15 protein-coding genes are annotated in these 14,055 nt (G+C 69.0%); 8 read left to right on the top strand and 7 right to left on the bottom strand.

Annotation, left to right across the window (positions count from 1 at the left end; genetic code table 11):
- The 7 genes from DM816_RS16070 to DM816_RS42590 form a co-directional block, all read left to right on the top strand.
- Positions 1-543, top strand: a 543-nt coding sequence (locus DM816_RS16070; protein ID WP_483964156.1) for a P-loop NTPase family protein, incomplete at its 5' end; no start/stop codon positions are given.
- Positions 540-1,820, top strand: coding sequence for an O-antigen ligase family protein (locus DM816_RS16065; protein WP_246001972.1), 1,281 nt, complete (start codon positions 540-542; stop codon positions 1,818-1,820). The genes DM816_RS16070 and DM816_RS16065, both read left to right, overlap by 4 nt.
- Positions 1,807-3,018, top strand: coding sequence for a phosphotransferase (locus DM816_RS16060; RefSeq protein WP_246001971.1), 1,212 nt, complete (start codon positions 1,807-1,809; stop codon positions 3,016-3,018). The genes DM816_RS16065 and DM816_RS16060 overlap by 14 nt, the downstream gene beginning before the upstream one ends.
- Positions 3,015-3,881 carry a sulfotransferase domain-containing protein gene (locus DM816_RS16055; RefSeq protein WP_162907518.1) on the top strand — a complete coding sequence of 289 codons (867 nt, stop codon included), beginning with the start codon at positions 3,015-3,017 and terminating at the stop codon, positions 3,879-3,881. Before DM816_RS16060 ends, DM816_RS16055 begins: the two co-directional genes overlap by 4 nt.
- Complete coding sequence (locus DM816_RS16050; RefSeq protein WP_117211043.1) at positions 3,878-5,356, top strand: lipopolysaccharide biosynthesis protein; 1,479 nt, start codon at positions 3,878-3,880, stop codon at positions 5,354-5,356. Before DM816_RS16055 ends, DM816_RS16050 begins: the two co-directional genes overlap by 4 nt.
- 4 nt (positions 5,357-5,360) lie before the next feature.
- Positions 5,361-6,104, top strand: a complete 744-nt coding sequence (locus DM816_RS16045) for a class I SAM-dependent methyltransferase (protein ID WP_117211042.1) — start codon at positions 5,361-5,363, stop codon at positions 6,102-6,104.
- Between the two features lie 30 nt (positions 6,105-6,134).
- Positions 6,135-6,629, top strand: coding sequence for a hypothetical protein (locus tag DM816_RS42590; protein ID WP_162907517.1), 495 nt, complete (start codon positions 6,135-6,137; stop codon positions 6,627-6,629).
- 57 nt (positions 6,630-6,686) lie between these two features.
- Here the strand turns inward: DM816_RS42590 and DM816_RS16040 are convergent, their stop codons facing one another.
- From DM816_RS16040 to DM816_RS16010, 7 genes are all read right to left on the bottom strand, one after another.
- The gene (locus DM816_RS16040; protein WP_117211041.1) at positions 6,687-7,337 is read right to left on the bottom strand and encodes an HXXEE domain-containing protein; all 651 of its coding nucleotides are present in this window, start codon (positions 7,335-7,337) and stop codon (positions 6,687-6,689) included.
- A complete protein-coding gene (locus DM816_RS16035) occupies positions 7,334-7,918 on the bottom strand; it encodes a TetR/AcrR family transcriptional regulator (RefSeq protein ID WP_117211040.1) in 585 nt (194 codons plus the stop codon). Before DM816_RS16035 ends, DM816_RS16040 begins: the two co-directional genes overlap by 4 nt.
- A 161-nt stretch (positions 7,919-8,079) precedes the next feature.
- Entirely contained in the window at positions 8,080-9,306 is a 1,227-nt protein-coding gene (locus tag DM816_RS16030) for a hypothetical protein (protein ID WP_117211039.1), read from the bottom strand.
- Positions 9,303-10,121 carry an alpha/beta fold hydrolase gene (locus tag DM816_RS16025; RefSeq protein WP_162907515.1) on the bottom strand — a complete coding sequence of 273 codons (819 nt, stop codon included), beginning with the start codon at positions 10,119-10,121 and terminating at the stop codon, positions 9,303-9,305. The genes DM816_RS16030 and DM816_RS16025 overlap by 4 nt, the downstream gene beginning before the upstream one ends.
- A gap of 10 nt (positions 10,122-10,131) precedes the next feature.
- Positions 10,132-11,160, bottom strand: coding sequence for a galactose-1-phosphate uridylyltransferase (gene galT, locus DM816_RS16020; RefSeq protein ID WP_117211037.1), 1,029 nt, complete (start codon positions 11,158-11,160; stop codon positions 10,132-10,134).
- A 141-nt stretch (positions 11,161-11,301) separates the two neighbouring features.
- A complete protein-coding gene (locus DM816_RS16015) occupies positions 11,302-12,189 on the bottom strand; it encodes a glycosyltransferase (RefSeq protein WP_281274330.1) in 888 nt (295 codons plus the stop codon).
- Between the two features lie 82 nt (positions 12,190-12,271).
- A complete protein-coding gene (locus DM816_RS16010; RefSeq protein ID WP_246001974.1) occupies positions 12,272-13,180 on the bottom strand; it encodes a sulfotransferase in 909 nt (302 codons plus the stop codon).
- 63 nt (positions 13,181-13,243) lie between these two features.
- On the opposite strand from DM816_RS16010, the gene DM816_RS16005 reads away from it, so the two are divergent.
- Positions 13,244-14,047, top strand: coding sequence for a WecB/TagA/CpsF family glycosyltransferase (locus DM816_RS16005; protein ID WP_117211035.1), 804 nt, complete (start codon positions 13,244-13,246; stop codon positions 14,045-14,047).
- The last annotated feature ends 8 nt before the right edge of the window (positions 14,048-14,055 follow it).

Genomic DNA, 14,055 nt, shown 5'->3' with positions numbered 1-14,055 from the left:
GCGCACACGCCCGACTCGCTGGCCCGCCTGCTGGGGGTCGTGCCCACGCCCGGCGTGTCGGACGTGCTCGCGGGCCGGGCCAACCTGGGCGAGGCGACGCAGCGCGCCCCGCGCAACCCGACCCTGCACGTGCTCACGGTCGGCGGCACGGGCAGCGCGGCCGGGCTGTGCCAGTCCCACGCGCTGCGCGACATGCTGGCCGTGCTGCGGGCCAACGCCGACTACGTGGTGATCGAGGCGCCGTCCGCATCGGCCGGTGCCGACGCGCAAAGCCTGGCCAGCCTCGCCGACACGGCCATCATCGCGGTCGAGCTGCGGCGCACGCGCCGGCCCCATGTGGTCGACGCGGCCGAGCAGCTGCGCCGGGTCGGCACGGGTGTGCTCGGCGCGGTGGTCATGCCGCGCATCCCGCAGCCGCCTCCCGCCCCGGAGGACACGCCGGCGCAGGAGCCTCCCGCGGTCAACGGCCACCCGCAGGGGGAACGCTTCGACGAAACCGTGCTCATGTCCAAATTGGATGAAGCCGCCCCAGCACAGCCATGAGCCTGGTGCTGCTGCTCGCCCTGTATCCGCTGTGGTGGGCCCTCGGACTCGGCGTGCTCATCTTCCCGATCCTGGCCGTACCCATGGCGGTCTCGCTGTATCGCCGGCACCGCCGCGGGACTCCCGTCCGGCTGCCGCCCGGGTTCACGCTGTGGCTCATCTTCTGCGTCGCGATCATCGCGGGCATCGCGGCGCTGGACGCCGAGCCCGTGGGCGCGGTCGCCGGAGGTTTCTCCGATCGCATGACCGGTGTCGGGTACCGCGTCATCCAATATGGATCGCTGACGATTCTGTTGCTCTACGCGGGCAATGCGGCTCTGCCACAGCGCACACTGGTCCGGCTGTTGGCATGGCTGTTCGTCGTCACGGTGGTCGGCGGGCTGCTCGGCACGGTGGTGGGGCACCTCGAATTCACCTCGCCCGTGGAGCTGCTCCTGCCCGAAGGCGTGCGGTCGCGCGGGTTCGTGCGCTCGCTGGTGCATCCGCAGCTGGCACAGATACACGACCTCGTCGGCGACCCGCTGCCCCGCCCGGCCGCCCCGTGGGGCTACACCAACACGTGGGGCAACAACTTCTGCCTGCTCGTCGTGTGGTTTGTCGTGGCCTTTCGCAAGCGCTTGCTTTTCGTCGTGCTCACCCTCGGGCTCGCGCTCATCCCGGTCGTGCACTCGCTCAACCGCGGGCTGTGGATCGGGCTCGGCGTGCTGATCGTCTATTTGGCCGTGCGCGCGGGCAGCACCCGCGTTTTGGTCGCGACCATGGTGACCGCTGCGGCCGTGGGAGCCGGCACGCTTGCGACGCCACTGGGCGACACGATCCAGCGGCGGCTCGACAACGGCAAGTCCAACGGGGTGCGAATGTTTCTCACCGAACGGGCCATCCAGGGCATGCGGGAGTCGCCCGTGCTCGGCTTCGGCTCGACCCGCAACACGATCGGCGGCCGCCAGTCCATCGCGGTCGGCGAGAGCGAGGACTGCGAGCGCTGCGGCAACTTCACCATCGGCGGCAACGGCCAGCTGTGGCAGCTGCTGTTCGCGCACGGCATCGTGGGATCGCTAGCCTATTTCGCGTTCTTCGGCTACGGGCTGTGGCGCTTCCGGCGCGACCGCTCGCCCATCGGCCTGGCCGCGTCGGCCGCGATCGTGGGCTCGTTCGTGGCCGCGCTCTGGTACAACGCCCTGGTCACACCGCTGGCCTGGGCGTTTCTCGGCTACGTGCTGATCTGGCGCAACAACATGGCGTCCCCCGCCGTTGAACCCATTCGTGAGTCCTGTTAAGACGGCGCCGGCGCAGCTCATCGCGGCCGACGCGCAGCTGCGCGGGCAGTACCTGCGTGAGGTCCTGGCGCTGCTCTACCCGATGGACACGCCGGGCGAGCCACCCGGCACCGAATACCTGGTGATCCCCGACGCGCGCCGGCCCAAGCTGCTCGTGCCCATGGGCTCGCGGCGGGTGGCGATCGCGGCCGTGCGCCGGTTCACCGAGCCGCAGAGCCGCCTGGCCCGGCTCAAGCGCGACGCCGTCGTGCTCGCGCTGCGCTCCGGGGCATGGCCCGCGCTGCTGCGCGACCGGGTGCGCCCGCCAGGCGGCGACAACATCGAACGCTATCTGCGCGAGGCGATGGGCACCGAGCTGGCCTTGAGCGTCCACATCGGACCGGCGCGGGCCAACCGGAAACCCGTGCTGCAACTGCTCAGCCCGGCAGGCGACACGCTCGGCTTCGCCAAGCTCGGCACCGGCCCGCTGACGCGACGGCTCGTGCGGGCCGAGACCGCCGCGCTCACCGCGCTCTCGCACGTGCGGCTCGACCACCTGCGGGTGCCACTCGTCGTCCACTCCGGGCAGTGGCACGGGCACCAGGTGCTCGTGCAGTCGCCCCTGCCCGTCTGGCTGCCGCGCGAGCCGGTCAGCCCGGCCCGGCTGGTGGAGGCGATGCGCGAAGTGGCGGCCGCATGCGGTACCACCCAGGGATGGCTCGCCACGAGCCCTTATTGGACAGACCTGCGCAACCGGCTCGCACAGGTGGCCGACCAGTCGGAAGGGCAAGAGCTCGGCGAGGCCGCGCGCAAGCTGGTCGATGCCTGCTCGGATCTGGGCCTGCGCTACGGCGCGTGGCACGGCGACTGGGCGCCGTGGAACATGGCCAACACCACCGAAGGCCTGCTCGTGTGGGACTGGGAACGGTTCACCCCCGGGGTGCCGCTGGGCTTCGACGCGCTGCACCACGATCTGCAACGGCGCCTGCAGTCCGGGGTGGAGCCCCGCCACGCGGTCGAGCAGACGGTCCGCAATGCCGGTGGGCTTTTAAACCAGTTCGATGTGGTACCGGACAGTGCCGAGATAACCGCGCTGCTTTACCTGGTCGACCTCGCGGCGCGCTACCTCGCGGACCGGCAGGCCGAGGCGGGCGCGCGGCTCGGCGTACTCGGCACGTGGCTGCTTCCCGTGCTCGTTTCGAGGGTAGGACGGCTGTGACAGTGCATAGGGACACCGTGGTGCGGGCGTTGCATTTCGGGTCGCGCTCGGTGGGGCGGCTCACCGCGCGGGCGCGAATGCTGCCCTCCTTTCTGATCTGCGGTGGGCAGCGCTGCGGCACGACATCGCTGTATCGCGCGCTGGCCGCGCATCCGGTCGTGCTCAAAGCCGTGTGGCACAAGGGCGTGCACTACTTCGACACCGGATACCATCACGGGCCGGCGTGGTATCGCGGGCACTTCCCGTTGCAGCGCACGGCATCGCGCATCGAGCAGGAATACGGCGTGCCCGCGCAGACGTTCGAGTCCAGCCCGTACTACCTGTACCACCCGCATGCTGCCGCGCGCATCGCCCACGACCTGCCGGGCGCGAAAACCGTTGTGCTGGTGCGCGATCCGGTCGAGCGGGCGCACTCGCAGCACGCACACGAGGTCGCCCGCGGGTTCGAACCGGAGACCGACTTCGCGCGGGCGCTGGAGCTCGAACCCGCCCGGCTGGCCGGGCAGCGCGAGCTGATGCTCGCCGATCCGCACGCCTATTCGTTCTCGCATCAGCATCACGCCTATCGCGGGCGCGGCGAATACGCCACCTATCTCGCGGCGCTCGCCGCGCACGTGGGCCGGGAACGGGTACTGGTGGTGGAAAGCGAGCTGTTCTTCACCGACCCGAAGCCGGTCTACGATGCGGTGCTTGAGTTTCTGGGCCTGCCGCACCTGGGCTACCCCGAGTTCGAGCGGCACAACGCGCGGCCGCGCGACAGCCGCATTGACCCGGGCGTGCGCGCCGAACTGACCGCGCACTTCGCGGCGCACGACGCGGCGCTGGCGAAGTGGCTGTCCCGCACACCCTTCTGGCGCGCATGACCAAGGTCGACTTGGCGGCACCGCCGCCCAGTGCGCTGGTCGGCGCGGCCCGGGGCGGGCTGGGCAACCTCGCCGGGGCCGCGGTCGCCGGGATCGCCGGAGTGGCCGTGACGTGGCTGGTGGCGCGGGTGCTCGGTCCGGCCGCGGCCGGCTCGTTCTTCGCGGCCACGTCGGCGTTCGTGTTGGCCGGAAGCGTTGCGCGGCTCGGCACGACGACGGCTTTGGTGTATTGGCCCGCGCGACTGCGGGCACAGGGCCGGCCCGAGCTGATCGGGGCGTGCCTGCGGGCCGGGCTCGTGCCGGTGCTTGTGCTGAGCACGGCCCTAGCCGTGGGCCTGTGGTTCGGCGCGCCCGCATTCTTCCCGGACTTCGCGGGTCCACTTCGGACACTGGCCCTCTTCCTGCCCGTCGCCGCCTTGGCCGACGCGTTGCTCGCCGCCACGCGGGGCTATCGTTTGATGCTCCCGACTGTCGTGCTGGACAAGGTGATGCGGCCGGGCACACAGCTGCTCGGGGTCGCCTCGCTCGCGCTCATCACCGCCCCTGTGTACCTCTGGGCGCTCGCGTGGGTCCTGCCCTATGTTCCGGTGTTCGCGTTCGCCGCGGTGCTGGTGTGGCGCCACTGGCACGCGTCACCCGCCTTGGAGGGGCCGGCCGTCATCGACGGGCGGCCCGCGGCGCGCACGTTCTGGCGCTTCACCGCGCCGCGGGCGGTGGCAAGCGGGGCGCAGGCGGCGCTGCAGCGGGTCGACGTGCTGATGGTGGCTTCGCTGGCCGGGTTGGTGCCGGCTGCGGCCTATGCGGTGGCCGGGCGGTTCATCGTCATGGGGCAGCTGGCCAACGGGGCGATCTCCCAGGCGGTACAGCCAAGGCTGGCGGAGCTGTTGTCCACAAACGACCACGCGGGGGCGGCGCGGCTCTATCAGACCGCGACGGCATGGCTCGTGCTGCTGAGCTGGCCGTTGCATCTGCTCGTGTTCCACTACGCCGAGCTGTATCTGCGTTTCTTCGGCGAGTCGTATGTGTTCGCCGCCCCGGCGGTGCGGGTGTTGAGCGGTGCCATGCTTGTGGCCACCGGATGCGGGATGGTCGACATCGTGCTGTCCATGGCCGGGCGCACCACGTGGAACCTGATGAACGTGTTGCTGGCGCTGGGCACGATGGTCGTGATCGACATTTTGGCGATCCCGGTGCTGGGGGTGCTCGGCGCGGCGATCGGGCTGGCGGCCGCGGTGCTCGTCAACAACCTGCTCCCGTTGGCACAGCTGGGTTGGTCGCTCGGGCTGCACCCGTTCGGGTCCGCGACGCTCACCGCGATGGCGTTGACCCTGCTCAGTTTCCTCGTCGTGCCGTGGCTGGTGCGGGCGCCCATCGCCGGGGTGTGCGCGGGCGCGTGCGTCTACGCGCTCGGGCTGCGGATCTGCTACCGCCGGCTCGGACTAGCCATCGTCCTCGCGGCCAGGAACAGGAGGTAATCAGATGCGGGCCGACTACACGGAGATCTTCCAGGACGAGGCGACGGTCGCCAAATACGAACAGGTTGTGTTCGCACCGGACAGCTACCCGTCGGCGATCAATAAACGGCAGCGGGCCTATCTGCGGCGGCTCGTCAAACGGGCCTTCCCCTACCGGCGGCCGGTGCAGCACGATTTCGCCTGCGGCACCGGGCGGGCCATCCGCATCTTGCACGGGCTGGTGCGGGGTGCGCACGGATACGATACTTCCGAAGCCATGCTGGCCAAGGCGATCGAGACCGGTGTTTATGGACAGTTGCACCTGATCGAGGCGACGGGTGACGTGCCCGACCCGGCGCCCAGCGACACACCCGTGCTCGTGACCATCTTCCGCTCGCTGCTCAACGCTGACTCCAACCTGCGTGAGCGGATGATTGCGTTCGCTGCCAAGGCATTGCGCAACTACGATGCCGGGCTGCTGATCGTGGAAAATCACGGCAACCGGCAGTCGCTGCGGCACCTGCGGCACCGGCGCTATCACGGGGCGCCGTGGTTCGAGGAGCTCGACCACGAGGAGGTGTCGGAGTTGCTGGAGCGGCACGGGTTCACCATCGTCGAGCGGCGCGGCTTCGCCATATTCACGCAGGGTTGGTACTGTCGCCCCTGGCTGCGCCCGTTCGCCATGTTCGTCGACGACTTCGTCGCGCGCACCGGCTGCGGCGACCGCTGGGCCGTCAACGTCCTCTACATAGCCCGCCGCACCCCCTAACCCCTTCCGCGTCGATCATGTGCTGCGCAGTTGCCCGGCATCGAATGGCTGCATGAGGCCCTCGACCACGGCGCCTCGCTCGTCTGCGGCGCAGGAGACCTCGGCCCGCTGTTTCTCCAGCCCACGGTGCTGCGAATCGATGGCCTGCAAGCGGCTTCCGAGCATCGCGTGGTGCGCGAGGAGGCCTTCTTCCCACCGCTTCCCGTGGTCGTTCCCGCTGCGGCACGGTCCCTTTTGGACGACGCCATCGATTTCATGAACCAACCGCTATGGCTTGCGCAATTGGCTGTGGAGCCGCGATCCCGCTGTGGTCGACCGGTTTCTGGCGCGGATGGCCAACGGCGGCAACCTGCGCGTCAACGACTCGCACCTGAGCTGTCACCGGCGCCTCCCGACACACGGCGGCATCGGTCGATCGGGCGGCGTCGGGGCGAGGCCGGTTTCCCCATCCTGCGCACCAGCCACCTCCAAGGCGTCTACGCTAAGCACCTGCTCAGAATTGTTGTCCGTAACTTCGGCGGATAGTTCTGGGCTGACCTGGCCCCGGTCGCCGACGTTACGGACAGGCTTTTGGCGACCTGCTTAGCGCGTAACTTGACTGTCGGCGCGCTGCCAGCGCCGGACCTGGTAGAAGAACCCGGCGGTGAAGACGAGCGCGAGCGCGAAGGTCACCGCGAGATCGAGCCCGGAGATGATGCCGCGCTGCACGTAGAAGTACGTGATGGCGGTGAACCCGGGGAGATACAGCAGCGTGCCGGTGATCGCACCGGGGAAGTAGCGGCCGGTCTTGATGGTCTCCGTGAGGTGAAAGAAACCGTTGATCCATAACACGGAGTAGAAGAACCAGACCGCCGGCAGATACACAAGGCTCATCCCCAGCAGCACGATCGGGTTGATCACGCCGGCCACCGCGTCGGTCAGGAATGCGCGCCGGGCCGTGAGTGGCCCGTGTGGGTCGGAGCTGCCCCACGCGACGCCGTTGAAGTACCGCAGGAAGCCGCCGGGGAATATGTATTCCTCGACGGTGTGCAGCGTGGCCATCGGCCAGATCAGCCAGAACAGCCAATCGGGGCTCGTGCGCCGGACGGGATCGATGAGGATGAAGACACCGAGTGCGATGGCGAGGACCGCGCCACCGCCATTGAGCCATTGGGTCGCCCGGGTATAACGGCGGTAGTCGGTCACCGAGTAAACCGGGGCCGGCACGGCAACCGGAGTTGCGATGGACATCATTTCTCCTTCTTGAGGGGGCCTGTGGCGTGGCCTTCGAGAAAACGCCGCACGTGGTCGGCGATGTCGACGGCGGGCGGTTCGGGCAGGAGCCGGCTGACGATGCCGAGGAAAACCAGCGGCCCGACAAGCGACGCGTGTGCCAGCAGCGGCGGCTCTTTGACCAGCAACCCGTCGTTTTGGTAGCGGGCGAGGATGGCGGCGACCTTGCCGACCATATTCATCGAATGGCCGGCGGCCGCGCGAAGCTCCTCATTGGTGGCCAGTTCGGAGAGGATGACCGGGATCGTCAGCCGGCGGCGTCCGGCGGCATTCCAGATGGCCGCGACGATCCGCTCCAGGTCGGCGTGCAGGTCTCCGGTGTATTCGCCCACCTGCGCACCGATCTCCGAGGCCTCACGCTCGAACGCTGCGGCAATCAGCTGCGCCTTCGATCCGAAGCGGCGGAAGATCGTGACCTCGTTGACCCCGGCGACCTCGGCGACGCGGCGGGTGGTGAGCGACCGAAACCCGCTCTCGTTGGCACATGCGATCACCGCGTCCAGAACGGCGGTTTGGGTGGCGTCCCATTCTCGATTTGACATTCCCACCTCTCCTTGTGCAAGCAAGTACATGCTTGCATCGGCGGACCGTCGATGTCAAACCACAATCTGCGTGAACCAGGACTGCCCGGGGACCGGCCGCGAATCTGCGTGAACCGAGACTGCCCGGGGACCGGCCCGCGAGTGACCCCGGCGCTGGACCGTCAGGCGGTCAGGGACCAGGTGGTGCCGTCGGGCGTGTCGCGGACCTCGATGCCGGCCGCGATGAGCAGATCGCGCACCCGGTCGGAGGTGGTGAAGTCGCGCTCGGCGCGGGCCTGGGTGCGCAGCGCGAGCATGCGGTCGACCAGCGGGGCGAGGACGGTGGCCGGGTCGACCGCGAGCGTGCCCAGCCGCACGATCATGCTGCGCAGCAGCCCGCGGGCGTGGTCGCCGTCGTCGGAGGTGAGGGTGTCGCCGCTCCAGTCGGCGATGATCTGCTCCAGCTCCAGCGTGGCCGCCACGCACCCGTCAAAGTCGCGATTGGACAGTGCGAGCATGAAGTGCGCTTCGAGCTCGTCGGCGGCCACGCGCAAGGAGGCCGCATGCGCCCACGCCGCGACGCCCTGCCCGGCTGAGGGCGGGGCCGAAGCTGGGGCCGAAACGGGCGTGGCCGTGCCGGACGGGGCGTCGAGCGTGAGCGGGAGCACCGCACCGGTGGCGAATCGGGTGCTCAAACCGTTGCGCCGCAACGTCAGCCCGCCGTTGCCCACCACCGAGGCCGTGCCCGCGTCGAGGTCGCAGACCAGGGCCGTGTGCTCATCGACCCCCACGATCAGGGTCTCGGGCGGCAGCTGTCGCTCCAGATAGGACAGTCGTGGCTCGCCGAGGTAGCAGTAGCGCGTGTCGTGGTGGCCGCCCTCGGCGTTGTCGTAGTGCGGGATGACGACCGCGGGCACGCCGGTCAGCTCGCGGAAGATGTCGAGCCCCGGCTCCCAATGCGGGCTGATGCCCGCCTTGTAGATCTCGTAGACCGGGATGCAGTGCGAGCCCAGGGTGAGCGCGGCCGCACTGGCGAACACGAGCGCCTCGGCCTTGGTCAGCAGCGCCGGGATCTCGGTGTCGCGCCACTGGCGCAGCGCATAGGTCGGCGAGCCCGGCCCGGCGAACACCCAGCCGGCCGAGCGGATCGCGGTGAGCGCCCGCTCCCGCTCCAGCGCCTGATCGGGCGGCGTGCGCCACGAGACCACCTCGATGTCGCGCCCGACGCTCTGCGCGAAGTAGCCCACCGCGCGGGCGCTGATCTCGTCGGCGTTGAGCTGGAACCCGTAGGGCGTGTCGAGCATGACCGCCCCGGACTCCACCGGCAGGGACTCGAAGATGCGGCGATGCGGCTTGATCATGGTGGGCGTGGTCTCGCCCGACCCCATGATGACCAGCAAGCGGGTCATGACGCCCTCGCGAGCTTGAGCAGGTCGGCGGCCACCCGCTCGGGCTGCTGGGCGTGCAGGTCGTGGTCGCCCCCCTCATACCAAACGATGGTCGCCGAGGGCATCTGCCGCGCGGCCGTCTCGATCCGCCGCCCGCGCTCGCTGCCCGCCGCCTGCGCCGGCATGAGCAGCGCGGGCACGGTCACCAGCGGCAGGTCAGGCGAGGGCGGATCGTCCCACATGGACCGCAGGATGCGCATGTGGTTGTCGATGGACAGGCGCCGCTCAAGCGTGCCGTCGGCCCGCACCCGGAAGTTGGCCACGGCCGCCTCGACCGCCGCCGGGGACCAGTCGGGGTGGGACCTGCCCATCCACTGGCGCAGCGTCGTTTCGGTCACCGAATCCATGTTGGCCGGGCGCAGGATGCGCTCGCACGACTCCCAGCCGTCGAACGCCTCCCGCAGGTCGATCCAGCCGCCGTCGACCAGCCCGATGGCGCCGACCAGCTCGGGCTGCTTGGCGGCCAGGCGCACCACCACGTTGCCGCCCCACGACTGACCGGCCACCACCGGCCGGTCGAGCAGGAGCTCGCGGATGACCGTGGCCACGTCGGCGGCGGCAGTAACCGTGTCGTGGCCCGTGTCGACGGTGGACGACTCGCCGTGGCTGCGCAGATCGATCGAATAGGATGGATGACCGGCGCGGCTCAGCGCCGCCGCGACCTCACCCCACAACCGCGCGTTGGACGAAAGCCCATGCACCAACACGAACGCCTGACCGGCACCATCCGCGGTCAGGACGTTGAGCCACACCCCGCGCGAGACCTCGACTCTCACGCGCCAAAGCTTAGAACCCGGGTATGACAACCGCCCGCAAAGCGGCCGCTGCCTGCTCCGGAGGCACATCGTTGACCCACGCGCCCATCGCCGACTCCGACCCGGCGAGGTACTTGAGCTTGCCGGGCGCCCGCCGGATCGAGCTGATGCGCAAATGCAGCCAGGCCAGGTCGCGGTCGGCCCGCACCGGCGCCTGATGCCACCCCGCCACATAGGGCATGGGCACACCGAACAGCCCGTCGAGCCGCTGCGTCAGTTCGAGCCACAGCGGCGCGCACGCGGCCCGCTCCTGCTCGGTCAGCTCCGACAGGTCAGCCACCCGTCGATGCGGCGCCAGATGGATCTCGTACGGCCAGCGGGCCGCATAAGGCACGAACGCCGTCCACAGTTCGTTGCCCGCGATCACCCGCTCACCGGACGCCCGCTCGCGTGCGAGCAGGTCACCGTACAGATGATCGCCCTCATACCGCCGGGCGAGATCGAGGTATCGCCGGACCGTTGGCGCCACATACGGGTACCCATAAATCTGCCCATGGGGATGGTGGAGCGTGACACCGATCTCCTCCCCGCGGTTCTCGAAGCAGAACACGTGCTCCACACCCCGCATGCGGGACAACTCGCCCGTCCGATCGGCAAACGCGTCAAGCACAGTCCGCACTCGCGACACGGGCAGGTCCTTGAAGCTCGCCGAGTGGTCCGGCGAAAAGCACACGACCTCGCACCGCCCCCGCTCACCCGCGAACGACGGGAACCGGTTCTCGAACACGACCACGTCGTAGTCGTCGGCCGGGACCTCGGTGAGCCGCCCGTCGCGCGACGGGCACAGCGGGCAGTCCTCCGTCCGCGGCAGGAACGTGCGCGTCTGGCGGTGCGCCGCGATCGCGACCCACTCGTCAGTCAGCGGGTCGTACCGCAGGTCGGCGGGCGCGGGCGGCGGCGGAAGCTCGCGCCGGTCCACACCGTCCCGGATCGCGTCGTCGCGCTCGTCGAAGTAGATGAGCTCCCGGCCGTCCGCGAGCTTGGTCGATACCCTCTTCACGGGTCCGACAATACCCGTCGTGTTCCAACAATTTCCAACAGGACGTTTTAACGCTGTTCAGGCGAAGTTCAGGCGAAGCCGTGTTCTTGGCGCGGCTGGGGTTGATCGCAAAGCGTTCAACCCCAGCCGCTGCCGGGAAGTTCAGATCCCGTGCCCGCGACGATGCAGGCTGCCGAGCACCTTCTCGACCGACGTGAGCCGGCTGAGCGCGGCCAGCGCGATGACCGCGCGCGGCTCGCGCCAGTTCGCCCGGACCGTCCGCCCGGCCCAGCGCCACGCGTTCCTGCGATCTCCCGCCGCCACCGACCAGCACGCGAGTTGGCCATACACCCGTGCCGCGCCGGCGCCACAGCGCACGATCTCCGGATGGCGGGCCATCATCCAGCGCAGCGACGAGATCTTCGTGCCGTACTCGTTGGCATAAAAGCTTGTCCGGCCCCAAAGCACACGCACCAGCGGCTCGTCGACATGCACGATGGGCGCGACCCGGGCCGCGCGGATGAGCAGGTCCCAATCCTCGTTTTGCGAACCGGGCGCGTCCTCGGCGACCGGACCGATCGCGCCACCGGGCAGCAGCGCCTCCCGCCTGGCCAGGAAACTCGACGAATGCAGCATGGCCATCCGAGAGCGCGCCAGATCCGCGATCCGCACGCGGTTTTTGAAAGCGAGCCGCGGATGCACCCGCCCCTCGAACTCAACCTCCATCGAACACGTGGCAAACGGCGCATCGCCCATGAACGCGACCTGCTTGTGCAGCTTCGAGCGGTGCCAAACGTCATCGTCGTCGCAAAACGCGACCAGATCCGTGTCCAACGCCATGATGCCCGTGTTCCGAGCACCGGCCAGGCCTGGCGTACGCCAGTTGGCGAGCACCATCACCGCAGGGTCGTCCGCGACCGCGAGGCGCCAGTCGGGCTCCGTCTGGTCGTAGACGACGATGATGCGCAGCACGCCCGGATAGTCCTGCCTACGCACGCTCGCTATGGCGCGCTTCAACAACCCCGGCCGGTCCCGAGTCGGAATCACCACGCCAATGCTTGGATACTTCAATGGCTTCCCTCCGCCCCGCTACGCGGCGCATGCCTACCGATTTGCTCGGGCAAGCCCTCGCTCATGACATCAACCCATAGCCATACGACCGCAACAGCGGAGCGCAGACCGCACCCACAAGCGCGCGCTGACGCGGCGGAAGCGCGCTGCGCCAGGCATCATCCGGCCGCAATGGCACGATCCCGGTCTCGAACCGCATCGGGTTGCCTGCCGCGCTGTGGCACTGTCTTAACTCGACACCCTCGGGCTTGAGGAATTCGAGCGGTGAGGTGGACGTGTCCATTCCCATGAACGCGGCGACCCGGTGCACCGTCTCACGCGGATTGGCGACGAAATCCTCGTAGCGCAGCCGGCGCACCGCGACGCCACGCTGACGCAGCAGTCCGAAGGCGGCGTTGTGGGCATTCCAGAGCACCGCGCTGCGGGCGGGGGTGTAACGGGTCATCACGTCGCGACCATCGGTCTCCGGCCGCGCCACCGTCTTTGTCCACGAGTAAGCCACGCCGCGCGGATCGCGTACCACATGAAGAACTCTTAAATCTATTTCTTCGCTGTACCGCAGGCAGTGCGCCAGGGCACTGTGCTTCGACGAATCGATGACGACCTGGGCGTGCGCGACGCGTGCGGCCGCTTCATAGACCCGCGCGTAATACGAGGCGTATTCGCTAGCCAGTGCGCTGAAATCGGAGCGCTTTCCGGCCGCGAGCATCGGAATGTGTCTGGTGCGCTCGACCAGATCCCTGAGCGCGAGGATGCGGTGGACGTCCACCATTGCCCAACCGCCGAAGGCCTCCTGCCCGATCCGCCGCCAAAATGAGCACGCGCTGAAGCGTTCGCCGCAACCGCAGCGTTCGTCGTCTCGGATGTCGCGCTGCCATAGATGAACTATTTCGCCGAGCGCGCATACCCCCGGGATTTCATTCAAGACCCTTTCGATCAATGTGGTACCGCTTCGGCCCAAGCCACCCACGTAGAGAACCCGCACCCGTGTCTTCACACCCCGCCTAACGATTTGCCAGTAAAGTCCGTTTTCATGGGTTTTGCCGGAACGATTTACAGTCGGCGGGTCCGCATTGGAGGCGAGTGGTTCGACGCGGTCACCGAGGAGGCCGTGGCAGACCGCGTCGTGGCGAGCCTGGATGACGGGCAGGGCGGGCGCATCGTCACGCCCAACGTGGACATCCTTCGCCTTGCCAACCGCAACGGGAGGCTGGCCACCGAGGTGCGCGGGTTCCTCGCCGACGCCACGCTCGTCGTCGCCGACGGCATGCCGCTGGTGTGGGCGTCACGGCTGGCGGGAACGCCGCTGCCCGAGCGGGTCACGGGATCGGGTCTCATCTGGACGCTGAGCGCGGCGTTGGGCCGGGTCCGGCGGTCCATCTACGTGTTGGGCGGGCAACCGGCGCCCATGTACGACGGCGCGCAGCGCGCCGCCGCCACGCTCGCCGCGTCGTGCCCGGGGCTGCAAATCGCCGGGCATCACGCGCCGGAGTTCGGGTTCGAGCGCGATCCCTCGGTGTATCCGGCGATCCTCAAGGAAATCGTCGATGCGGCGCCGGATTTCGTGTTCGTGGGGCTAGGGTTTCCCAAGCAGGAGCGGATCATCTCGGATCTGCGCCGGCACATGCCGGCCGCATGGTTTCTAGGATGCGGTGCGGCCGTGGGGTTCGTGGCCGGAGAGCACAAGCGGGCGCCCTTCTGGATGCAGCGGTCGGGCCTGGAGTGGGCGCACCGCCTGGCGCAGGAGCCGGGCCGCCTCGCCGGCCGCTATCTCGCCCACGATGCTCCCTATGCCATGCGCCTGCTGGCACGAGCGGCCACCCAGCGCCGCCAGTAGACTCGGCC

It is taken from the genome of Allorhizocola rhizosphaerae, assembly GCF_003426775.1.
Lineage (GTDB): Bacteria > Actinomycetota > Actinomycetes > Mycobacteriales > Micromonosporaceae > Allorhizocola > Allorhizocola rhizosphaerae.
Note: the sequence above shows the minus strand (reverse complement) of the source record. Positions and strands in the feature narration are given on the sequence as shown.

Excerpts from the sequence above, each read along its gene's own strand:
- DM816_RS16045 (WP_117211042.1), top strand. The coding sequence starts at position 5,361 with ATGCGGGCCGACTACACGGAGATCTTCCAGGACGAGGCGACGGTCGCC.
- DM816_RS16035 (WP_117211040.1), bottom strand. The coding sequence starts at position 7,918 with ATGTCAAATCGAGAATGGGACGCCACCCAAACCGCCGTTCTGGACGCG.
- DM816_RS16040 (WP_117211041.1), bottom strand. The coding sequence starts at position 7,337 with ATGATGTCCATCGCAACTCCGGTTGCCGTGCCGGCCCCGGTTTACTCG.
- DM816_RS16050 (WP_117211043.1), top strand. The coding sequence starts at position 3,878 with ATGACCAAGGTCGACTTGGCGGCACCGCCGCCCAGTGCGCTGGTCGGC.
- DM816_RS16065 (WP_246001972.1), top strand. The coding sequence starts at position 540 with ATGAGCCTGGTGCTGCTGCTCGCCCTGTATCCGCTGTGGTGGGCCCTC.
- DM816_RS16005 (WP_117211035.1), top strand. The coding sequence starts at position 13,244 with ATGGGTTTTGCCGGAACGATTTACAGTCGGCGGGTCCGCATTGGAGGC.
- DM816_RS16030 (WP_117211039.1), bottom strand. The coding sequence starts at position 9,306 with ATGACCCGCTTGCTGGTCATCATGGGGTCGGGCGAGACCACGCCCACC.